The sequence below is a fragment of the Clavibacter tessellarius genome (genome assembly GCF_001618005.1).
Classification (GTDB): domain Bacteria; phylum Actinomycetota; class Actinomycetes; order Actinomycetales; family Microbacteriaceae; genus Clavibacter; species Clavibacter tessellarius_A.
In genome coordinates this window covers 1-21,020 of record NZ_LQXA01000041.1, presented here as the reverse complement: position 1 = coordinate 21,020, position 21,020 = coordinate 1, and the positions used below count along the sequence as shown (strand labels likewise).

The following is a 21,020-nucleotide window of genomic DNA, read 5'->3' as shown; positions in this document are numbered from 1 at the left end:
CCGGGTGGGTGCTACTTGGTGTTGACGGTGATCTTGGCGATGCCGACGACGAGCTTGTCGGTGACGGCGTCGGTCTTGAAGGTGCTGTTCAGCAGCGATGCGGCGTCGGGGCTGATCTTGACCGTGGTGCCCTCGAGGACGGCCTTGTCGCCCTCCATCGCGAGGGGCTTCAGGGTCGTGCCGTCGAGGTTGAAGATGTAGACGTCCTTCATGACCTCGCCGTCGCCGACCTGGACCGAGCCGGTGAGGCGGCTGGTGCCGGGGTCGATGACGAAGTCGGTGAGCTTCACGACGGTCGAGCCGGCGGTGAGGCTGATGCCGGAGCCGGAGTGGTCGATCTCGCCCTGGACGTAGGGGCGGTAGGACTGCTGCGGGTCGAAGTACTTCACGTTGCCGCCGGTGATGGGGAACGCGAGGGTGCCGGTGGCGCCGTCGAGGGTCGCGGTGCCGATGACGCCGGGGGTCAGGCCCAGGGTCGTGAGGGCGCCGGTGAAGCCGGAGTCGAGCGTGACCTTGGTGTCGACGCCGGTGAGCTTCGGGATCGTGGCGAGAGCGGTCGGGTTCGCCTCGGTCGTCGCGGTCGCGGCGGGCTTCGACGAGGAGCCGGAGTCCGCGGACTGCGGCGGCGTGGAGCAGGCGGCGAGGCCGACGACGAGGAAGCCGGCGGTGGTGAGGCCCAGGAGGGACTTCGAGATGGTGCGCATGATGGGTCCTTCGGTCGGGGCGGCCGAGCGGCCGCCGGTTGGAGTCGACAGGGCATTCGGCACCCCTCCCGAACTCGATGGGTCCGTGATGCGAACGTGACCTGATCCGCCCCCTCCTGGGAGTTGAGCCGCCTGCGCTCAGGTTCGGCGGATCCGACTTGACGCCGGCTGGGGCTCCGGTAGAGTTGAGTCATCGCGGCTCAAGTAGCACGCCGCTGACGAAGCGGCACCGCGAGCGAGACTCCGCGGGACACCCGCGTCACCCACGAAGCGACCCCGTGATCCGGGCGCCGCGGCAACAGAAGGAGAACACCCCATGGCTCGTGCAGTAGGAATCGACCTGGGTACCACCAACTCGGTGGTCTCGGTCCTGGAGGGCGGGGAGCCCACCGTCATCGCCAACGCCGAGGGCGCGCGCACCACGCCGTCCGTCGTCGCGTTCACCAAGGACGGCGAGGTGCTGGTGGGCGAGACCGCCAAGCGCCAGAACGTCACCAACGTCGACCGCACCATCTCGTCGGTCAAGCGCCACATGGGCACCGACTGGACCGTCGGCATCGACGACAAGAAGTACACGTCGCAGGAGCTGTCCGCCCGCATCCTCGGCAAGCTCAAGCGCGACGCCGAGCAGTACCTCGGCGATTCGGTGACCGACGCGGTCATCACCGTCCCCGCGTACTTCAACGACGCCGAGCGCCAGGCCACGAAGGAGGCCGGCGAGATCGCGGGCCTCAACGTGCTCCGCATCATCAACGAGCCCACCGCGGCGGCCCTCGCCTACGGCCTCGACCGGGGCAAGGAGGACGAGCTCATCCTCGTCTTCGACCTCGGCGGCGGCACGTTCGACGTCTCCCTCCTCGAGGTGGGCAAGGACGACGACTTCAGCACCATCCAGGTCCGCTCCACCGCGGGCGACAACCGCCTCGGCGGCGACGACTGGGACCAGCGCATCGTCGACCACCTCGTCAAGCGCTTCAAGGAGTCGACGGGCGTCGACGTCTCGAACGACAAGATCGCCAAGCAGCGCCTCAAGGAGGCCGCGGAGCAGGCGAAGAAGGAGCTCAGCTCCTCCACCAGCACGAGCATCCAGCTGCCGTACCTCTCCCTCACGGAGAACGGCCCGGCCAACCTCGACGAGACGCTCACCCGAGCCAAGTTCGAGGAGCTGACGAACGACCTGCTCGAGCGCACCCGCAAGCCCTTCGAGGACGTCATCCGCGAGGCCGGCGTCTCGGTCGGCGACGTGGCCCACGTGGTCCTCGTCGGCGGATCCACCCGCATGCCCGCCGTCGTCGACCTCGTGAAGAAGCTCACGGGCGGCAAGGAGCCCAACAAGGGCGTCAACCCGGACGAGGTCGTCGCCGTCGGCGCCGCGCTCCAGGCCGGCGTGCTGAAGGGCGAGCGCAAGGACGTCCTGCTCATCGACGTCACCCCCCTGAGCCTCGGCATCGAGACCAAGGGCGGCATCATGACCAAGCTCATCGAGCGCAACACGGCCATCCCCACCAAGCGCAGCGAGACCTTCACCACGGCCGACGACAACCAGCCGTCCGTGGCGATCCAGGTCTTCCAGGGCGAGCGCGAGTTCACCCGCGACAACAAGAACCTCGGAACCTTCGAGCTCACCGGCATCGCGCCGGCGCCCCGCGGGATCCCGCAGGTCGAGGTCACCTTCGACATCGACGCCAACGGCATCGTGCACGTGTCCGCCAAGGACAAGGGCACCGGCAAGGAGCAGTCGATGACCATCACGGGCGGATCCTCGCTCGCGAAGGAGGACATCGAGCGCATGGTGCGCGAGGCCGAGGAGCACGCGGCGGAGGACAAGACGCGCCGCGAGCAGGCCGAGGTCCGCAACAACGCGGAGCAGCTCGCCTACTCGATCGACAAGCTCATCAAGGAGAACGACGACAAGCTCCCCGAGGACGTCAAGTCCGAGGTCCAGGGCGACGTCGACGGCCTGAAGAGCGCCCTCGCGGGCGACGACGAGGCCGCGGTCAAGACCGCGTTCGACAAGCTCTCCGCGAGCCAGACCAAGCTCGGCGAGGCCATCTACGCGCAGGGTCAGCAGGAGCAGGCCGCGGGCCAGACCCCGGAGGGCGCGCCCGAGGCGAAGAAGGACGACGAGGACATCGTCGACGCCGAGGTCGTGGACGAGGACGAGCAGGACAAGAAGACCGACCGATGACCGAGGACACCGCGAACGGCGAGGGCCGCGTGCCCGAGGACGCCACGCCCGAGGACGAGGGGGCCGAGCAGTCGGCCCCCGCGGCCCCGGCCGGGTCTGACGCCACGGCGGATCAGGCGGCCGACGCGGCCTCCGTCCCCGGCGTGGACGGCGCGTTCGTCGAGGCCGAGGGCCCCGACGTCGAGACGACCGACGCCATGGACGAGGAGCTCCAGGACCTCATCGAGCAGACCCGGGCGGAGCCCGTCGAGGGCGACTCCGAGCACCTCGCGGACCTGAAGCGCGTCACCGCCGAGTACGCCAACTACCGCAAGCGCACCGAGGCGAACCGCGAGATCGAGCGCCAGCGCGCGGTCGGCGACGTGGTCAAGGGCATCCTCCCGGTGCTCGACGACCTCGACCGCGCCGAGAAGCACGGCGACCTCGCGGAGGGCGGACCGCTCACCGCGATCGTCGCCAAGCTGCGGACGAACGTGGAGCGCATCGGGCTGGTGAAGGTCGGCGCCGTGGGCGACGCCTTCGACCCGCAGGTGCACGAGGCGATCTTCCAGAAGCCGAACCCCGAGGTCCAGGTGGACACCGTGGCGGACGTCGTCGAGAGTGGCTACTACATCGGCGAGACGCTGCTGCGGGCCGCGAAGGTCGTCGTCGACAAGCCGGAGTAGCGCCATCAACCGCAGCATCGATCCGGCTGCACCCACCTCGGTCCGGGCGTCCGCACGCGCGGGCGCCCGGACCGGGTCGTGCGGCCCCCACCACGAGAAGAAGAAGGGAGGCGTCTGATGGCCAGCCAGGACTGGTTCGACAAGGACTTCTACAAGGTCCTCGGAGTGTCCAAGGACGTCTCGGAGGCCGACCTGAAGAAGGCCTACCGCAAGCTCGCGCGGCAGTACCACCCGGACAGCAACCCGGATCCGTCGGCCGAGGCGCGCTTCAAGGAGATCAGCGAGGCCAACGCCGTGCTGTCCGACAAGGAGCAGCGCCGCGAGTACGACCAGATGCGCGCGATGGGATCCGGCGCTCGCTTCAGCGCGCCCGGCGCCGGTGCGCAGGGCGGCGGCTTCGAGGACGTGTTCGGCGGCATGTTCGGCCAGCAGGCCGGCGGCCGCGGGCGTCGTGCGGCCGGGTTCGGATCCGGCCAGCCGCAGTACAGCCAGGGCGGGTTCGAGGACATCCTCGGCGGCATGTTCGGCAACGGCGGCTTCGGCCAGTCGACCGGCGGCTACCGCGGCTACGGCGCACCCACCAAGGGTCGCGACGTGACGGCGTCCACCACGATCGACTTCCTCACCGCCGTGCAGGGCGACGTCGTGCGCCTGCAGGACTCCGACGGCCGCCCCCTCACGGTGCGCGTGCCGGCCGGGGTCACCGACGGGCAGAAGATCCGGCTCGCCGGCAAGGGCGAGCCGTCGGGCGACGGCGGCGCGGCGGGCGACATCATCCTCACGGTCCACGTGCGACCGCACCCCGTGTTCGAGCGCGACGGGCTGAACCTGCGGGTCAACGTGCCCGTGACGTTCCCCGAGGCCGCGCTCGGCGCGACCATCGAGGTGCCGACGCTCGGGGGCGACCCGGTGCGGCTCAAGGTCACGCCCGGCACGTCCAGCGGCAAGGTGCTGCGGGTCAAGGGCCGCGGCGTCACGACCGCGAAGGGCACGGGCGACCTGCTCGCGCGCATCGAGGTCGCGGTGCCGTCGCGCCTCACCGACGCGCAGCGCGTGGCGCTCGACGCGTTCGCCAGCTCGGGTCCCGTCGAGGACCCGCGCGCCGACCTCATCGAGCGGGCCAGGAGCTGACGTGGATCCCCGCGACGCGATGGACGAGGACGCCCCCGTCTTCGTGATCTCCGTGGCGGCGGAGCTCTCGGGCATGCACCCGCAGACGCTCCGGCAGTACGACCGCCTCGGGCTCGTGTCGCCCACCCGCACGGCCGGGAGAAGCCGCCGCTACTCGATGCGCGACATCGTGCAGCTGCGGGAGGTCGCCCGGCTGGGCGCGGAGGGCGTGAGCCTGGAGGGGATCGCCCGGATCCTCGAGCTGGAGAACCAGGTGTCCGAGCTCCGCGGCCGCGTGCGCCAGCTCGAGTCCGCGCTCGCGGACGAGCTGCTCTCCCGGCCCGGCCGCCGCGTGTTCGCGGCCCGCGGCGACGGCGACGTGGTGTCGCTGCGCGCGGGCGTGCGCCCCTCGCGGCAGACCGAGGTCGTGCTGTACCGCGCGGCGCTGGCCCGCCCCGGCGACGACCGGGACGCCGGCGGGCGCGACGCGCGGTGACCGACGCCACGGGATCCGCAACGACCGCCGCCGACGACCTCCTCGACCTGGGCGCGCTCCGGCGCCGGCCCGACGTCGAGGCCGAGAACCTCTTCGCGGCCGACGCCGCGGATCGCCTGCTCCTCGACGAGCTGCTGGCGCTCCTCGCCGACGCGGCCGCGGCCGGTCGGCCCCTCGCGGCCGACGAGGTCGTGGTGATCGGCGACCAGTACGGCGCCCTGGCGCTCGGGGCCGCCGCGGCGCTCCGGCGGGCCGGGGCGGCGGATCCGATGCGGATCCGCGTGCACCAGGACGCCCTCGTCTCCGAGACGGCGCTCGACCTCAACGCCCGCGACCTCGGCGAGACGACCGCGTTCGCGCACCACGGGCTCGACGACGCCCTCGCGGCCGGCGCACGGGTCGTCGTCGCCCGCCTGCCGCGCAGCCTCGACGCGCTCGACGAGTGGGCCGGTGCGGTCGCGCGCACGGCGGCGGACGACGTCACCGTGCTCGCGGGCGGGCGGATCAAGCACATGGCGCCCGCGATGACCGACGTGCTCCGCCGGCGCTTCGGCGACGTGCACGCGACGCGCGCGCGGCAGAAGTCGCGCGTGCTCGTGGCGCGCGGGCCCGTCCGCGACGCCGCGGCCGACGCCTTCCCGCGCCGCGAGTCGCACCCCGACCTCGGCCTCGAGGTGCGCGCGCACGGCGCCGCCTTCGCGGGTGCGCGCATCGACATCGGCACGCGCTTCCTCCTGTCCTTCCTGCCGGACCTCCTGCCCGACGCGCGCACCGCGGTCGACCTCGGCTGCGGCACCGGCGTCCTCGCTTCGGCGGTCGCGCTCGCCCGGCCGGACCTGCGCGTGATCGCGACGGACCAGTCGTGGGCCGCCGTCGCGTCGGCCCGCGCCACCGTCGCCGCGAACGGGCTGGGGGAGCGGGTGACCGTGGTGCGCGACGACGCGGGATCGACCGTGCCCGACGGATCCGCCGACCTCGTGCTCCTCAACCCGCCGTTCCACACGGGCGCGACCGTGCACGCCGGCCTCGCCGAGCGCCTCTTCCGGTCCGCCGCTCGCATGCTGCGCCCGGGCGGCGAGCTCTGGACCGTCTACAACAGCCCGCTCGGCTACCGGCCGCAGCTCACGCGGCTCGTCGGGCCGACCCGCGAGGCGGGACGGAACGCGAAGTTCACGGTCGCCGTCTCGACGCGGGCGGATCCTCAGGTCCTATCCTCGGGGCCATAGCCGGCGAGCCGCGCCGCGCCGCCCGCTCACCGAGGAACCGCCATGCCCACCTTCCGCACACGCGTCCTGCAGGCCCGCGTGAACGCGACGGGGCTGCCCGTGCCGCCCGAGGCGCTCGAGGAGCTGGGCGCCGGGAAGCGGCCGGCCGTGGTCGTGACCGTCGCGGGGTACTCCTACCGCACGACCGTCGGCACCATGGGCGGGCAGCACCTGCTGCCGCTGAGCGCCGCGCATCGCGCCGCCTCGGGGATCGCCGCCGACGACGAGGTCGAGGTCACGATCGAGCTCGACGCCGTGCCGCGCGAGGCCGTGCTCCCCGAGGAGGTCGCCGCCGCCCTCGCCGCGGAGCCCGCCCTGGCCGAGGCGTTCGCCGCCCTGTCGTCGAGCCGGCAGCGGGCGCTCGTGGATCCGATCGGCGAGGCGAAGACGGAGGAGACCCGCGCCCGCCGGGTGCAGAAGGCGCTGGCGGCGCTGCGCGGCTGACGCACCGGCCGCCGCTGCGCGCATCACGACGACGGCGGATCCAGCACCAGCAGCTCGCCGATCTCGCACTCGAGCGCGCGGCACACCGCCACGATCGTGGAGTAGCGCACCGCCCGCGCCCGGTCGTCCTTCAGAACCGACAGGTTCGCCTGGCTGACTCCGACGATCGCGTTGAGCCGCGTGAGCGTCATGCCGCGCGCGGCGAGCAGGATCAGACCGGGTGCGAGCGGAACCACTCCAGGAGCCAGCGGGCCCGCGACGGCGCGTCGGGGCGGGCGGCCGCCTCCGCCGGGCGGTCGAGGAAGTCGTCGTAGCCCTCGAGGCGGGCGACCATCGCGTCGTCGACCGTGCGGAACGCCATCTTCCAGGCCGGGAAGGCCCGCTCGGCGATGGGCTCGTCGAGCAGCAGGCGGACCTCGGAGTGCCGGGTGTCGGCGGCGATGACGGAGAACACGTCCCGCACCGCGTCGTCGGGCCCCTCGAGCACCTGCATGAAGCGGCCGTCCCGGTGCAGGAGCATGCCGGTGAGCCCGGACCGCTCGTTGTTGCGGACGCACTGGCGCAGGAGCTCCGCCAGGTCGTCGTCGGTCAGGTCCCGCGTGGCGGTGCTGGTGTAGACGGTCGTGCGCATGGATCCCCCTCGTGCCTCCCGTCCATCCTCGCGCGTCGCGAGGCCGATCGGGGGCACCGGCGCCTCCGCGGTGCGCCGCGGGGACAGCGGAGGGCGCCGGATCAGCGCGCCGTGCCGCCGAGGGTCCAGGTGCGCACGTGCTCCCAGGTGAGCGTCGTCCACCAGCGGCCCGACCAGTCGGGGCTCGCCGTGCGGTACATGATCACCGTGTCGCCCAGGAAGCCCTCGGGCACGGGCTGCTCGAGCCCGCGGATGAAGTCGCCGACCTCGTCGTGCAGATCCGGGCGCACGCAGAGGTCGTGCGAGGCGAGCGAGAGGTGGGCGCGGAAGCGCGCGGGGTCGAAGGTGTGCTGCTCGGGCGAGTTCATCGGTCGGCGGAACGGGGCGACGACGCGGTCGATGTCGGCCGCGAGGGCCAGGAGCTCGGCGTTCTGCGAGCCGTCGGGCCGCTCGTCGACGTCGTAGACGAAGCCGAACCCCTGCTCGCGGACGCCGGCGTTGTGCACCGGGAACGCGGGACGGTCGGCGAGGAGCTCGGTGACCGCCTCGATCACCCGGGCCTCGTCGTGCCCGAACGGCTGGCTGCCGATGAGGGTGGCGTGCGGCGGGAAGGCGCCCGCGGAGACGAGGCCGTACTGCGCGCGGAGCTGGTCGGTGACCGCGGTGACGGCGCGGCAGGTGCGCGGGTCGGGGCGCAGGAAGATCCCGTAGCGGTAGGGGTCGCTGTCGTCGCGGGGGAGCAGCGACGGGCGCATGTCGACGCGGCCGGCCGCGGCGGGGGCGACGTCGGGTTCGGCGATGTCGAAGGCGTTCGGGTCGTCGTGGTCCATGCGGATCCTCCTGCAGTGCGGTCCGGGCGATGGGAACGTTCCCACCGCGACGGACACGGTGCCACATCCGCGGTCGGCGGGGAAGTCCGCGAGGTGAACGGGGGATGGACGGCGGGTGCGGCGGCCGGCTGACGCCGGCCGTGACGCGGTCCCAGCGCCGCGGAGGCGGACCCCGGATCTCGGACGGTCGCGGTCAGACGGCAGCGGCGATGAGCGCAGCCGTGGCCGCGGGGTGCGTGAGCGGGAAGAGGTGGCCTCCGGGCGCGTGGACGACGCGCGCGCCGAGATGCCGTGCCAGACGGAGCTGGTCGTCGTATCGGCGGTCCGCCCGCGCGACGACCACGACGATCGACCTCGGCCCGCGGGCGGGCGCGGGTGCGCGGCGGAGACGGTCGGCGACGGCGTCGAGGTCCAGCGGCGCTCCCGTCGGCGCGCGGAGCCCGTAACGGCGGAAGGCCGCGCGCCGGAGGGCGTGGGAGACGACGCCGCGGACCACGGGGATCCGGGCCGTCGCCCGCGAGGCCGCCCGCAGGAGGGGTTCCGCGGGGCGCCGCCGCGGCACGCTCGGCGCCAGCAGCACGAGGCGCTCGCGCGTGCTCGTCGGCCCGCCGAGCGCCGTGAGGGCGCCGCGCGAGTGCGCGACCACGAGCTCGGACGGGAGGGTCGCGTCGGCGGCGAGGAGGTCGCGGAGCGCGCGGTAGTCGGCGACCGGGAGGGGGAAGCCGGGATGGAAGACGGGGGCGGGCGGCCGGAGCGCGTCGGGATCGTCGTGCACGGTCATCCACCTCCTCCCTCCGCGGATCCCGTGGGTGTGCGCCACCCTCTCGCGGCGTCGACCGCGACGCCCGACGCGGAACCGCGACGGATCAGCCGCGGACGCGGACAGCCGTGCGTCCCGGGATCAGCTCGCCGTCGACCGCCGTGTGGCAGGTGCCCGAGACGGTGCCGTCGATGCGGTCCACCACGGCGTCGACCGCGAGCGTGCCGATCACCGGGATCGGCTGGCGCCACGACGTGAAGCCCAGCAGCTCGCTCGTGAAGGGCGGCAGGCCGTCGTACCCGGTGACGGAGATGCCGTCGGGGGCGGTGACGCCGCGACGGCCGAGGCCGTCGAGGATCGCGAGGGCCCAGACGTCGCTCGGCGCCATGACGGCCGTGATCCCGCCCGCGTCCACGAGCGCCTGGGCGACGCCGTCCGCGCCGTCCAGGTGGCCGTCGGCGTGGTCGTCCGCGCGCACGTGCACCGCGTCGAGGCCCAGTGCGCGGAGCCGGTCGAGCATCGCGTGCGTGCGCGCCGAGATGGTGAGCGAGAGGCGCGGGCTGAGGGTCACGACGGCGATCCGGCGGTGGCCGAGCGACGCCACGTGGTCGGCGAGGCCGTGTCCGCCCGTGGTCTCGTCGCAGTAGACGCTGCTGAGCGCCGGGTCGACCTCGGGGCGGCCGGCGACGACCGTGGGGATCCGGCGGGCCGAGGGCAGGATGTCCTCCACCGGCAGCGCGCCGCTGCAGACGACGAGGCCCTCCACCCGCAGCGACACCAGCGTCTCGAGGGCCTTGCGCTCCTCCTGCACGTCGAAGGCGCCGAAGCCCGTGGCCGTGACGACGCGGTACCCGCGCTCGGATGCACGCTGCTGCAGGGCCGTGAGCAGGTGCCCGTAGAACGGGGTGGACGCGTCGCGCACCAGCACCCCGAGCGTGTGCGTGCGATGCGCGGACATGCCGCGCGCGTGGGCGTTCGGCACGTAGCCGATCTCGTCGGCGGCGGCGCGGACGGTCACCTGCGTGGCGGCGGCGACGCCGGGGGAGCCGGAGAGCGCGCGGGACACGACCGACTTGGAGACGCCGGCGCGCGCGGCGACGTCGTGGATGGTGGGGGCGGCGTCCGGGCGCCTCATGCGCGGGGCCCCTCGGTGCAGCGCCTCGACGCGGGCCCGGGCGCTGATGCGGGCGCGGGTGGGAGCGCGATCTCGGAAGCGGTCCGGTGGGCGGGGTCGGAGGGCACGGGTACACGGTAGCGACGCGCGCGCGGTGGGAGGCGCTGCGGCGTCGCGGGTCGTGCGGGATGCGTGGGTCGTGCGGGATGCAGGGATGGCACGGGGTGGCGGGGCGGGTGTCAGCGGGGGAGGTCGGTGCCGGGGGCGTCGCGCGCATCCGCGGCAGGAGCCGAGGCGGACGGGGCGGCGGTGGTCTCGGTGCCCGCGGCATCGTCGTCGGCTGCTGGCGTCGCGGCGCGTGGCGTCGCGGCGGGCGGCAGGGGCAGGCCCGTGGCGCTGGCCCCGAGGCGGCGGCCGATCGCACGGCACACGGGGGCGACCAGGTCGATGAGGCGCGGCGGCGCTCCGGCCTCGGCCTGCCGACGCGCGTCGTGCAGCGGGTCGTCGTCGGCGGGATCGCCCGGCCACGTGTCGTGCAGCGCGCGGAGGCGCTCCTGGAGGAGGTCGTCGTCGCGGTCCGGGCTGCTCAGCACGATCCGCGGGCTCCCGTGGCGTGGCCCGGTCGCGGATCCGGCGCGGCGGGCCGGGGCGGGCCCGAGCGTGCAGGGCGCGCGGGGCGCCGGGCGGCGTGCGGGAGCGGGACGGACGGCATGGGACCTCGCGGTGCGGATCGACGGGCGGTCGCACGAGGGTACGGCGCCCGCGGATCCGGCCGGTCGGCTCCTGCACATGCGGCGGGGGCGCGGATCCGTCCCGCACGTCGCCGCCGCGTTCGGGGGCGGTGCGGCCGCGGCCTACGCTCGCCCCATGATCCCCTCCCGCCCGGCCCGCCGGCCCGCCCCCGCGGACGGCGTCTGGCGCGTCCGCGAGCTGCGGCTCGAGCGCCGGCACCGGGAGGTCGCGGTGCGGATCTCCGGCGGCGCCGTCGCGCTGGCCGACCCGGGGGAGCCCGTGCTCGGTCGCCTCGACCTGGCCATCAGCGACGGCGTCCACGACCGGCACGTGCACCTCGGCCTGGTGGACCACGCGGCGCTCGCCGCGTCGCCCGTCACGTCGGTGGTGGATCTCGGGTGGGATCCGGCGGAGATCGCTCGCATCGCGGCCTGCCCTCCCGGCGGCGTGGCCGTCCACTATGCGGGTCCGTTCCACACCGCCGTCGGGGGTTACCCGTCGGATCGGCCGTGGGCGCCTGCCGCCGCCGTGCGCGAGGTGGCCCGCGCGGAGGACGCGCCCCGGGCGGTCGCGGAGGCGAGGGCCGGCGGATCCGGGGTGCTCAAGATCGTGCTCCACGACGGCGGCCCGCTCCTGACGGACGACGTGCTGGTCGCGCTCATCGAGGCCGCGCAGGCCGCCGGGCTGCGGGCCGCCGTGCACGCCGAGGGCGCAGGGCAGGCGATGCGTGCGGTCCGCGCGGGGGCCGATGCGCTCGTGCACGTGCCGTGGACCGAGCGGCTCGACGACCGCGCGCTCCGGGAGTCGGCCGCCCGCGACGTGCTCTGGATCTCGACCCTCGCCATCCACGAGGGCGCCGACCTCGCTGCGGCCCTCGACAACGCCCGGCGGTACCGGGGGCTCGGCGGCCGCGTCGCCTACGGCACCGACTTCGGCAACGGCGACCAGCCGCTGGGGCTCCACGCGCGCGAGGTCGCGCTCCTCGGCGAGGCCGGCCTCCGCGGCGACGCGCTGCTCGATGCGGTGCTGGGGAGCGCGCCGGGCGGGATCGCGCACGCGCTGGCGAGTGCGGATCCGCTTCCCGACGCCGCCGACGCGACCCCCGACGATCTCGTCCGCTGGCTGCGCGGCGCGCACCGGCTCGGCGCGGCCGACCCGACCGGCTGATCCGACCAGCGTCCGACCGACGCCTGTCGCTAGCGTCGGAGCATGCCCGCGAGCTTCGCCGTCACGTCCGACACCGACAGGATCGACCGCGCGCGCGTCCACCGCTGGCTGAGCGAGCAGGCCTACTGGGCGATCGGTCGTAGCCGTGCGACCCAGGACGCGGCGATCGACGGGTCGCGCAACTACGGCGTCCACGACACGGAGACGGGCGAGCAGGTCGCCTACGCGCGCGTGGTCACGGACGGCGTCACCTTCGCCTGGCTCTGCGACGTGTTCGTGGCGCCTGAGATCCGCGGCCGGGGCGTCGGGCGGATGCTGGTGTCCGGCGTGATCGCCGACCTGGAGCCGCTCGGCCTCGCCCGGATCCTGCTCTCGACGTCGGACGCGCACGACCTGTACGCGCAGAGCGGGTTCGTGCCGCTCGCGGATCCGACGCGGATGATGGCCCGCTTCGGCTGACCGCCCGCCACCCGGAGGCGTGCGGCCGATGTGCCGACGGTCTCCCGACCATCACGGCTTGTCGCTACGGCTGAGGTTAGGCTAACCTCACCTATCGTGACCTCCGCCGCCTCGACCGTCCCGATCCCGCGCGCCGCCGAGCCCGCGGCGGAGCGGGAGGGGACGCGCGCGGCGACGCCGGGATCCGCCCTCGCGGCCCGCGACATCACCGTCGCGTACGGGGACACGGCGGTCGTGCACGGCGCCGACCTGGAGCTCCGGCCCGGCTGCGTCACCGTGCTCGTCGGCCCCAACGGCAGCGGCAAGTCGACCCTCCTGCGCACCATGGCCAGGCTCCAGGCGGCGCGCTCCGGATCCCTCGCGCTGGTCGAGGAGGAGGCCGAGACAGAGACCGACGCCCTCGAACTCTCCCTCCGCCGCTTCGCCCGCCGCGTCGCGCTCCTCACGCAGGGCCGGCCGACGCCCGGCGGCCTGAGCGTGCGCGACGTCGTCGAGTTCGGCCGCTACCCGCACCGCGGCCGGTTCGGCGGGGCGGATCCCGAGGGCCGCGCCGCCGTGGATCGCGCCCTCGACCTCACCGGCCTCGTCCCCCTCGCCGACCGCGGCGTCGACCAGCTCTCCGGCGGCCAGCTCCAGCGCGTCTGGCTCGCCAGCTGCCTCGCCCAGGAGACGGGCGTGCTGCTCCTCGACGAGCCCACGACGTACCTCGACCTCCGCTACCAGGTGGAGCTCCTCGACCTGGTGCGCGACCTCGCCGACGACGGCCGCATCGCCGTCGGCGTCGTCCTCCACGACCTCGATCAGGCCGCCGCGCTCGCCGACACCGTCGCGCTGCTCTCCGACGGCCGGATCGTCAAGACCGGCACCCCTACCGAGGTGCTGACCCCCGACCTCCTCACCGAGGTCTACGGCATCCCCGTCGAGGTCCACGCGGACCCGACGACGGGCAGCCTGCGCACCCGCGCGGTCGCCCGCCACCACCACAGGAACGAGAGGCTCCACCCGTGATCACGAGACGACGCACCCTGGCGATGACCGCCCTCGCCGCCGCGACAGCGCTCACGCTGACCGCATGCGGCACCACGGAGGAGGCCTCGACGGACACCGGCGCGAAGCCGGCCGGGCAGGAGATCACCCTCACGGACGGCACCGGTGCCGCGGTCACGCTCGACGGGCCCGCGAAGAAGGTCGTCGGCACCGAGTGGAACGTCGTGGAGAACCTCGTGTCGCTGGGCGTGGATCCGGTCGGCGTCGCCGACGTGAAGGGCTACGGCGCCTGGTCGTCCGCCGTCCCGCTCGTGAACGAGCCCGCCGACATCGGCACGCGCGGCGAGCCGAGCGTGGAGACCATCGCGTCGCTCGCGCCCGACCTCATCGTCGCGACCGACGACCTGCCCGCGGACGCCGTCACCCAGCTCAAGGCCATCGCGCCCGTGCTCCAGGTGAAGTCGGCGGACGGCACGAAGCAGATCCAGCAGAGCGAGGACAACCTCGAGCTCATCGCGAAGGCGACCGGCACCGAGGACAAGGCGACGCAGGTCATCGGCGCGTACGACCAGGCCGTCACCGACGCCAAGGCGAAGCTCGACGCGGCGGGGCTCGCGGGCTCGAAGTTCCTGTTCGCGGACGCGTACGTGGACGCCGGCCAGGTCGCCATCCGCCCGTTCGGGAAGGGCTCGCTGGTCGGCGACGTGACCGCCGAGCTCGGCCTCGAGAACGCGTGGACCGGCGAGGTCGACCCCGCCTACGGCCTCGGATCCACCGACGTGGAGGGCCTCACCAAGGTCGGCGACGTGCAGTTCCTCTACAACTCGAACTCCTCGCAGGGCGACGACCCGTTCGCGTCGAACCTCGCCGGCAACGCCGTCTGGCAGTCGCTCCCGTTCGTGAAGGCCGGCGACGTGCACCGCATGCCCGAGGGCATCTGGGTGTTCGGCGGCCCCGCCTCCATGACGGCGTACGCGAAGGCGCTCGTCTCCACCCTCGCCGGCTGACCCGGCGCGCCCGACCCGCCCTCCCCATCCGATGACCGCTCCCGCCCGCACCGCGCCCCCGCCGGCCGACGCGCCTCCCGCGCGTCCGGCCGAGTCGGCGATGCCGGCCCCCGTCCCGTCGCTCGCCGCCGTCGTGCGCGCCGACGGGGCCGGGCGGATCCCGGTGCGGGCGATCGCGGTCGTCGGCCTGCTGGTGCTCGTCGTGGCGGTGCTCGCGGTGGTCGACGTCACCCAGGGCACCGCCGCGGTCGGACCCCGTGAGGTGGGGGAGGCGCTCCTCGGCCGCGCGACGCCGGGCGACGCGTCCGTCGTGGTCGCGTCGCGGCTGCCGCGCATGGCGGCCGGGATCCTCGTGGGACTCGCCCTCGGCGCGGCCGGCGCCGCGCTCCAGACGGTGAGCCGCAACGTGCTCGCCTCGCCCGACACGCTCGCGGTGAACGCGGGCGCCTACGCGGCCCTCGCGGTCGCGGGCGTGACAGGGCTCACGCTCCCGGTGATCGCGGGCGCGGGCGTCGCGTTCGTCGGCGGGCTCGTCGCGGCGGCGGTCGTGCTCGCGGTCTCGGGCCTCGGATCCGGCACCGTGCGCCTCGTGCTCGCGGGCAGCGCGCTCGCGCTCGGCCTCGGATCCGTGACCAGCGCGCTCCTCCTCCTGTTCCCGCAGCGGACCGGCGGCCTCTACCGCTGGGGCCAGGGTGGCATCGGCCAGAACGGCTTCGACGCGGTCGCGCAGATGGCGCCCGTCGTGGTGGTCGCGCTCGTCCTGCTCCTCCTCCTCACGCGCCGCCTCGACGCGCTCGGGCTCGGCGACGACGCCGCCCGCAGCCTCGGCGTCGACGTGCGGGCGACCCGCGTGGTCGCCGTGCTCGCCGCCGTGCTGCTCTCCGCCGCGGCCGTGACCGTCGCCGGCCCCATCGGCTTCGTCGGCCTCTACGCGCCCGCGTTCGCGCGGCCGCTGCGCCGGCTCGTCCCGGGCGTCCGCCGCTCGTGGGTGTTCATCCCCGTCGCCGGGCTGATGGGCGCCGCCGTCGTGCTGCTCGCCGACGTGCTGCTGCGCGCGGTCGTCGGCGCCGAGGCGTCGGTGGCCGTGCCGACCGGCCTCGTCACGTCCCTCATCGGCGCGGTCGTGCTCGTCGTGCTGGCCGTGCGCACCCGCGACAGCGCGGCGCCCGCGCCGACCGAGCGGCGCGGCGTCGTCACCCGCGGCCGCGTCGCGCTCGTGGTCGGCGCGCTCGTGGCCGTGCTCGCCGCGTTGCTCGTCGCGGCCGTGCTCCTCGGCGACGCGAAGCTGCTCCTCGGCGACGTCGTCAACGGGATCCGCGGCACCGCCGGCCCCATCGTCAGCTACGTGCTCGACACCCGCGTGCCCCGCGTGCTCGCCGCCGTGCTCGCGGGCGCGGCGCTCGCGCTCGCCGGCGTGCTCGTGCAGGCCGTGACACGCAACCCGCTGGCGGACCCGGCGATCCTCGGCGTCTCCGGCGGCGCGGGCCTCGGCGCGGTGCTGTTCGTGACGAGCGTGCCGCTCGCGGCCGGCTGGGGCATCGCCGGCGCGGCCGGGCTCGGCGCGCTCGCGGCCGCCGGCGTCGTGTTCGGGCTGGCCGCGCGCGGCGGCTTCCCGCAGAACCGGCTGGTGCTCATCGGCGTCGGCGTCTCGGCGGGCACGGCCGCGGCCATCAGCCTGATCATCGTGCTCACCGACCCCTTCAACGCGGCGAAGGCGCTCACCTGGCTCTCCGGATCCACCTACGGCCGCGGCTTCGACGACGCCCTGCCCGTGCTCGTCGCGCTCGTGCTCAGCGTGGCGCTCGCGGCCCCGCGGCACCGGATGCTCGACCTGGTCGCCCTCGACGACGACACCCCGCGCCTCCTCGGCGTCTCGCTCGGCCGCGCGCGCCTGCTCGCCCTCTCGATCGCCGTCGTGCTCACGGCGACGGCCGTCGCGGCCGTGGGCGTGATCGGGTTCGTCGGCCTGGTCGCACCGCACGCGGCCCGCGCGCTCGTCGGCTCGCGGCACGCGCGCGTGGTGCCCGTCGCGATCCTCCTGGGCGCCGCGCTCGTGACCCTCGCCGACCTGCTCGGCCGCACCGTGATCGCCCCGGCCCAGCTCGGCGCCGGCCTCGTGACGGCCCTCGTCGGCACGCCGTACTTCGTGTGGCTGCTGTGGCGCGGGCGGGCGGCGCGGGGGCGGTAGGGGCGGATCCGGTCAGGCGGCGGCGCGGATCGCGCGGGCCACCGCGGCGAGCACGTCGGCGGGGTCCTGACCCTGGAGCGTCGGCGACCAGGCGGGCGTCCAGGGGCGTCCGTGCGTCACCCACGCCGTCGCGAGGCCCACCGCGCGGCCCCCGGCCATGTCGGCCTCGATGTCGTCGCCGACCATCCAGGTGGTGCGCCCCGGTCCGGCGATCTCGCGGGCGGCCGCGAAGATCCGCGCATCGGGCTTCTTCACGCCCAGCGCGCCTGAGATCACGCTGCCGGTCACGAGGTCGGCGAGCCCGGTGCGGTCGATCGTGGCCCGCTGCTGCCACGCGTCGCCGTTGGTCACGACGACGAGCGACTCCCCGAGATCGCCGAGCTCCCGCAGCCGTGCGACGACGCCCGGGTAGCAGTCGTTCCGCGCCACGACCTCGCGGCGCAGCGTGGCGACCAGGCCGTCGACGTCGGAGCCGGCCGCGGGGAACCGGTCGACGATCCGCTGCGCGAGCACCTCGCGGGGCGTGCGTCCGCGGCCGTCGGCGTGGAGCAGCCACTCCTCGTCCCCGGCGTCGCCGCCCCACGCGGGCACGGCCTCGGCCGCCCAGCGCGCGAAGGCGCCCGAGCGATCGACGAGGGTGTCGTCGAGGTCGAGGAGGACGGGCATGCTGGGACCCTAGGGGACGCACGCCGTGGATGCACCGGCGCGCGCGGATCGGCAGGGGGCCCGATGCAGGAGCAGAGGTCGTCGGCGGCCGGGTCGCGCCGGATCCGCACGACGCAGCGCGTGATGATCGTGGCCTTCGCGGCGCTCGCGGTCGCGCAGGTCGCGGTCGGGGTGCTGGCGCTCATGGCGGCGGACGGCACGGAGGGGAACGGCGCCCTCGGGGTCGTGATGCTCATCGGTGCTGCCGTCTCCGTGACCCTCTCGATCCTGTTCGCCGTCGCCCTCCGCCGCTCGCGCTGAGCGTCGGTCCACCGCCACGCGGGGCGGGGGGGGGCATCCGTCGGCGCCGGTCCACCTGTTCACGACCCACCCCACGGCCGAGGGCTCGTCGACGAGTCCGTCCGCCCAGTCGACGGCCAGCGAGACGGTCGGGCCGTCGGGGTCGCCGATCTCGTTGGCGAATACCGCAGATGCCAGGCTCTGCGCGTCGTTCGGCGAGAAGCACTTGGCGAGGTCCTCGAGCATCCAGCGTCGACCGACGACCTGGGGGGGGAGTGGGATGCCCGGTACAGGATCACGGCGGAGCCGTCCGCGCGAGCCTGGCCGGCCACCCATGACTTCCGCGGGACCAGACCCGGGTTCGCCGAGAAGCGCGCGCGGATCGAGTCGACGAACACGTCTCCGTCGACCGTCACGGGACGTCCTGCCCGATGGACATCGGCTCATACGACCACGAGGTGGAGGTGGAGGTGGGCGATCCCTCGGAGAGGCGAGTCGTGGACGGCTTCTTCACTCCGATCGCGAGGTCGACCCAGGAGGGGCAGGCAAGCGCTCCGTCCGGGTTCAGGCAGTACGCCGTGATTATGCCGACCTCTTCACCGCCCAGAGCGACGCCATACCAATCGCTCTTTCCGACGGCTTTGTTGACCACTCCGACTTCTCGGGAGTCCGTAACCGTGCAGCTCTCTTCGTCAGTGCACGTGATTTCATTCGCGTAAGCTGTGTAGCGCCTATCTTCCCCCTCGTCGACCCCGCCATCCGGATTCTTCAAGACAAAGCCGATTGAGTTCTTGCTGAAGATCGCGTGACGCTTTTGGGTTTTGGTCCAACCGAAGCCGGCGACACCGTCATAAGTACCTTGGCGGAGGATGATGGTCCGACCAGCGGCAGCGGTCTCGGTTCCCACAATCGTCGCCCCATCCGCCGCAGAGGCCGATGTGGCGACCACGAGCCCGGATCCACTCAACAGACCGATGAGGCCCGCCGTCATCGCTGCTGCCCGAACAGTTCGTGACATGCGATTCGTGTTATTTCCCATGATTCCCCTCATCCTTCGAGCTCATCACTCTTCCGGCTATCTCCCGGCCGCGCGACCAGTCGCACGGCAGGAGGCCTCTCGCCAGTTCCACGCGATCGTTCGGCCGCAATCGGATATCGATCTATAGATCACGCTAAGGGCACGGATTGCCCGGGTCGACCGCGCACGGCGCATGTGGCAGATGTGGTATTCGCGCGCGCCATGCGGAGGGACGATCGAGGCCTGCATCGTCGACGGCGCTGTGCCTTCGTAGCCCACCTGAACTCACTCCAGCGGCTGCACGTAACGCCGGCACACGTGCACGCGCCGGAACCGCGCCCGCAGCTCCGCCTCGCGCTCGATCGGCGCATGGAGGAGCGCCTGCACCGGCCGGCCGAGGCCGTCGGGGGTCGTGAAGCCGGTCGTGTCGTCACCCTCGCCCACGTAGACGTGCAGGTAGCGGGTCTCCTCGACGAAGCCGACGCGGCGGTACCACGCGTTCGCGGCCGGATCCTCGCGGGTCCAGGCGTCGAGCTCGGTGGCGCCCGTCCCGGCGAGGAGCGGGAGAGCCGCCTCGAGGAGGGTCGTGGCGATGCGTCGGCCCCGGTGGTCGGGGTGGACGGCGATCGCGTCGATGGTCGCGAGGGCACCCTCGACGCCGATGTCGAGGACCCCGACGATCGTGCCGTCCGGGTCCTCGGCGACGAGCGCGACGGACGGTTCGGCCGGATCCGGGCGCGAGGCCAGCGCGTAGTCGAAGTACTGCGTGTCGAGGAACGAGAGCGCCCGGCAGCGGAGCCAGCCGGTCTCGTCGGCGGGGGAGTAGGCGCGGACGGTGGGCGCGGGGTGAGCGGGCATGCGGGGTCCTGTCGTCGAAGCGCGCCGAGCGGGATCCGCCGGGCGCGGGTGGGATGGGAGCGGAGCGGGAGCCGGTGCTCATCTCGACGACATGCCTCCACCGTGGCCGATGCGCGCACCGCGCGCAAGGACGGGCGGCGGATGCGCGCGGCTCAGCCGAAGACGTACGCCGCGAAGCCCGCGGGCACGCTCGCGCGCTGCCGCTCCAGCTCCGCGACGAGCTGCTCGCCCGCCAGCGCCTTCCGCGTGTACCGCGGGATCTCGCGGCTGTGCCCCGCCATGTGCGCCACGGCCGCCGCTTGTCCGACGGCTCGGGCGACCGCCGTCGCCTCCGCGGACTCGGCGTCGCGGGCCGCGGCGTGGCAGCCGAAGGCGAGCGTGCGCATCACGCCGACCCCGAGCGTCCCGCCCGCGAAGGCGGCGGCTCCGTCGAGGGCGTCCCGCAGCCGGCCGTCGTCCGGGCGCTCGGCGGAGAAGACCGGCAGGAGCCGCGCCGCGCATGCCGCTGCCCAGACGATGAGACGCCGGCGGTCGCCCTCGGGGAGCGTCAGGTCGGCAGCGTCGATCACGCGTCCAGCGTTCCACTCGGGCGTCGCGGGCTCGCGGGTCGGGCCCCGTCGCGAGCGCCGTCCCTGCCACCCGTCAGCCCAGCGCGCGCCCCATCTGGATCCGTCGCCCGACCAGGTCGAGCCCGAGCCCCGCCTCCGTCTCCACGAGGCCCAGGTGGAACGGCGTCGCCGGCGGCTCCTCCACGAACCCGGCGCGGGCGTAGGCGGGCGCGTTCCAGGGCACGTCGGCGAAGGTGCGCAGCGTGATCCGCCGATGCCCGCGCCGCCGCGCCTCCTCGGCCGCCGCCTCCACGAGCGCTCCACCGTGGCCCCGGCGCCCGTGCTCGGGCGGCACGGCCACCTGCTCCAGGTGCGCGAGGCCGTCGGCCTCGAGGACGTGCGCGAAGCCGACGAGGGCGGGCGCGTCCGCGGCCGCGTCCTCCGCGACCAGCAGGAACCCGTGTTCGGCCGCGCGCTCCGCCCCGGTCGGCGCGGGCCACCACGCGGCGGGGCTGAGCAGCTCCACGAGGATCCGGTCGGCCCGGTCCTCGATCCCCTGCAGCGCGGCGAGGTCATGGGCGGCGGCGGGGCGGATCCGGGTGGGCATGCCGCGAGCGTATGCGGGCGGGCGGGCGGGCGCCGTCCGGCCGACGCGAGGGCGCGTCAGCCGAGCACGCGCCCCACCGACGCGAGCAGCAGGTCGAGCAGCGCCGTCAGCTCCGCCTGCGCGCGCTCCGGCGGTTCGTCCGGCAGGCTGCCGCGGCGCATCGCGGATCCGGCGTCGAGCGCGACCACGAGGTCGGCCGCGAGCTTCCAGCGCAGCGCGATGGCGGCGTCGAGGCCGTGGCGCACGGCGTCCGGCGGCACGGATCCGCCCGCCGCGCGGATCCCCTCGGCGTGGCGG

The 21,020-nt window shown here is 74.4% G+C and carries 25 protein-coding genes; 12 read left to right on the top strand and 13 right to left on the bottom strand.

Going from position 1 to position 21,020, the window contains the following annotated elements:
- Window positions 1-11: 11 nt before the first annotated feature.
- Window positions 12-704 carry a hypothetical protein gene (locus AWH51_RS10980; protein ID WP_063072111.1) on the bottom strand — a complete coding sequence of 231 codons (693 nt, stop codon included), beginning with the start codon at window positions 702-704 and terminating at the stop codon, window positions 12-14.
- 316 nt (window positions 705-1,020) lie between these two features.
- Here AWH51_RS10980 and dnaK point away from each other — a divergent pair, with 316 nt between their 5' ends.
- From dnaK to AWH51_RS10950, 6 genes are all read left to right on the top strand, one after another.
- Window positions 1,021-2,892 (top strand): molecular chaperone DnaK, encoded by a 1,872-nt coding sequence (gene dnaK / locus AWH51_RS10975; RefSeq protein ID WP_063072110.1) that lies wholly within the window; start codon window positions 1,021-1,023, stop codon window positions 2,890-2,892.
- On the top strand, window positions 2,889-3,557 hold the full coding sequence (locus AWH51_RS10970; RefSeq protein WP_063072109.1) for a nucleotide exchange factor GrpE: 669 nt from the start codon (window positions 2,889-2,891) through the stop codon (window positions 3,555-3,557). The genes dnaK and AWH51_RS10970 overlap by 4 nt, the downstream gene beginning before the upstream one ends.
- Before the next feature lie 117 nt (window positions 3,558-3,674).
- Window positions 3,675-4,688 (top strand): DnaJ C-terminal domain-containing protein, encoded by a 1,014-nt coding sequence (locus AWH51_RS10965; protein ID WP_063072108.1) that lies wholly within the window; start codon window positions 3,675-3,677, stop codon window positions 4,686-4,688.
- Window positions 4,689-4,707: 19 nt separating this feature from the next.
- Entirely contained in the window at window positions 4,708-5,163 is a 456-nt protein-coding gene (locus AWH51_RS10960) for a heat shock protein transcriptional repressor HspR (RefSeq protein ID WP_063072114.1), read from the top strand.
- Window positions 5,160-6,389 carry a class I SAM-dependent methyltransferase gene (locus AWH51_RS10955; RefSeq protein WP_063072107.1) on the top strand — a complete coding sequence of 410 codons (1,230 nt, stop codon included), beginning with the start codon at window positions 5,160-5,162 and terminating at the stop codon, window positions 6,387-6,389. Before AWH51_RS10960 ends, AWH51_RS10955 begins: the two co-directional genes overlap by 4 nt.
- A 42-nt stretch (window positions 6,390-6,431) precedes the next feature.
- Window positions 6,432-6,872, top strand: a complete 441-nt coding sequence (locus AWH51_RS10950; RefSeq protein WP_063072106.1) for a YdeI/OmpD-associated family protein — start codon at window positions 6,432-6,434, stop codon at window positions 6,870-6,872.
- A 23-nt stretch (window positions 6,873-6,895) separates the two neighbouring features.
- Here the strand turns inward: AWH51_RS10950 and AWH51_RS10945 are convergent, their stop codons facing one another.
- The 6 genes from AWH51_RS10945 to AWH51_RS10920 all read right to left on the bottom strand — a co-directional run bounded on the left by AWH51_RS10945 (window position 6,896) and on the right by AWH51_RS10920 (window position 10,800).
- Window positions 6,896-7,108 carry a helix-turn-helix domain-containing protein gene (locus AWH51_RS10945; RefSeq protein WP_302621241.1) on the bottom strand — a complete coding sequence of 71 codons (213 nt, stop codon included), beginning with the start codon at window positions 7,106-7,108 and terminating at the stop codon, window positions 6,896-6,898.
- Complete coding sequence (locus AWH51_RS10940) at window positions 7,084-7,503, bottom strand: BLUF domain-containing protein (RefSeq protein WP_063072105.1); 420 nt, start codon at window positions 7,501-7,503, stop codon at window positions 7,084-7,086. The genes AWH51_RS10945 and AWH51_RS10940 overlap by 25 nt, the downstream gene beginning before the upstream one ends.
- Window positions 7,504-7,604: 101 nt before the next feature.
- Window positions 7,605-8,333, bottom strand: a complete 729-nt coding sequence (locus AWH51_RS10935; RefSeq protein WP_063072104.1) for a 2'-5' RNA ligase family protein — start codon at window positions 8,331-8,333, stop codon at window positions 7,605-7,607.
- Between the two features lie 193 nt (window positions 8,334-8,526).
- Window positions 8,527-9,114 (bottom strand): alpha/beta hydrolase, encoded by a 588-nt coding sequence (locus tag AWH51_RS10930; protein WP_063072103.1) that lies wholly within the window; start codon window positions 9,112-9,114, stop codon window positions 8,527-8,529.
- 85 nt (window positions 9,115-9,199) lie between these two features.
- Complete coding sequence (locus tag AWH51_RS10925) at window positions 9,200-10,228, bottom strand: LacI family DNA-binding transcriptional regulator (RefSeq protein ID WP_063072102.1); 1,029 nt, start codon at window positions 10,226-10,228, stop codon at window positions 9,200-9,202.
- Window positions 10,229-10,446: 218 nt separating this feature from the next.
- Window positions 10,447-10,800, bottom strand: a complete 354-nt coding sequence (locus tag AWH51_RS10920) for a hypothetical protein (protein WP_254654544.1) — start codon at window positions 10,798-10,800, stop codon at window positions 10,447-10,449.
- A gap of 274 nt (window positions 10,801-11,074) precedes the next feature.
- On the opposite strand from AWH51_RS10920, the gene AWH51_RS10915 reads away from it, so the two are divergent.
- The 5 genes from AWH51_RS10915 to AWH51_RS10895 all read left to right on the top strand — a co-directional run bounded on the left by AWH51_RS10915 (window position 11,075) and on the right by AWH51_RS10895 (window position 16,747).
- Window positions 11,075-12,106, top strand: a complete 1,032-nt coding sequence (locus AWH51_RS10915) for a hypothetical protein (RefSeq protein WP_063072112.1) — start codon at window positions 11,075-11,077, stop codon at window positions 12,104-12,106.
- 42 nt (window positions 12,107-12,148) lie between these two features.
- Window positions 12,149-12,565: a GNAT family N-acetyltransferase gene (locus AWH51_RS10910; RefSeq protein WP_063072101.1), complete on the top strand. Its 417-nt coding sequence runs from the start codon at window positions 12,149-12,151 to the stop codon at window positions 12,563-12,565.
- A 96-nt stretch (window positions 12,566-12,661) separates the two neighbouring features.
- Window positions 12,662-13,573 carry an ABC transporter ATP-binding protein gene (locus tag AWH51_RS10905; protein WP_063072100.1) on the top strand — a complete coding sequence of 304 codons (912 nt, stop codon included), beginning with the start codon at window positions 12,662-12,664 and terminating at the stop codon, window positions 13,571-13,573.
- Complete coding sequence (locus AWH51_RS10900; protein ID WP_081235061.1) at window positions 13,570-14,559, top strand: iron-siderophore ABC transporter substrate-binding protein; 990 nt, start codon at window positions 13,570-13,572, stop codon at window positions 14,557-14,559. The genes AWH51_RS10905 and AWH51_RS10900 overlap by 4 nt, the downstream gene beginning before the upstream one ends.
- Window positions 14,560-14,590: 31 nt before the next feature.
- Entirely contained in the window at window positions 14,591-16,747 is a 2,157-nt protein-coding gene (locus AWH51_RS10895; RefSeq protein WP_063072098.1) for an iron ABC transporter permease, read from the top strand.
- 12 nt (window positions 16,748-16,759) lie between these two features.
- On the opposite strand, the gene AWH51_RS10890 is transcribed toward AWH51_RS10895, so the two are convergent.
- On the bottom strand, window positions 16,760-17,413 hold the full coding sequence (locus AWH51_RS10890) for an HAD family hydrolase (RefSeq protein ID WP_063072097.1): 654 nt from the start codon (window positions 17,411-17,413) through the stop codon (window positions 16,760-16,762).
- Window positions 17,414-17,476: 63 nt separating this feature from the next.
- Between AWH51_RS10890 and AWH51_RS10885 the strand changes: the two genes are divergently transcribed.
- The gene (locus AWH51_RS10885) at window positions 17,477-17,713 is read left to right on the top strand and encodes a hypothetical protein (RefSeq protein ID WP_063072096.1); all 237 of its coding nucleotides are present in this window, start codon (window positions 17,477-17,479) and stop codon (window positions 17,711-17,713) included.
- A gap of 391 nt (window positions 17,714-18,104) precedes the next feature.
- Here AWH51_RS10885 and AWH51_RS10880 read toward each other — a convergent pair whose 3' ends face one another.
- From AWH51_RS10880 to AWH51_RS16310, 5 genes are all read right to left on the bottom strand, one after another.
- Window positions 18,105-18,731, bottom strand: a complete 627-nt coding sequence (locus AWH51_RS10880) for a hypothetical protein (RefSeq protein ID WP_131798130.1) — start codon at window positions 18,729-18,731, stop codon at window positions 18,105-18,107.
- A gap of 264 nt (window positions 18,732-18,995) precedes the next feature.
- Complete coding sequence (locus AWH51_RS10875; RefSeq protein WP_063072094.1) at window positions 18,996-19,568, bottom strand: GNAT family N-acetyltransferase; 573 nt, start codon at window positions 19,566-19,568, stop codon at window positions 18,996-18,998.
- A 152-nt stretch (window positions 19,569-19,720) separates the two neighbouring features.
- Window positions 19,721-20,137, bottom strand: a complete 417-nt coding sequence (locus AWH51_RS10870; protein WP_063072093.1) for a putative immunity protein — start codon at window positions 20,135-20,137, stop codon at window positions 19,721-19,723.
- Window positions 20,138-20,210: 73 nt separating this feature from the next.
- Window positions 20,211-20,723: a GNAT family N-acetyltransferase gene (locus tag AWH51_RS10865; RefSeq protein WP_063072092.1), complete on the bottom strand. Its 513-nt coding sequence runs from the start codon at window positions 20,721-20,723 to the stop codon at window positions 20,211-20,213.
- Between the two features lie 56 nt (window positions 20,724-20,779).
- A partial coding sequence (locus AWH51_RS16310) for a hypothetical protein (protein ID WP_175345515.1) occupies window positions 20,780-21,020 on the bottom strand: 241 nt, incomplete at its 5' end.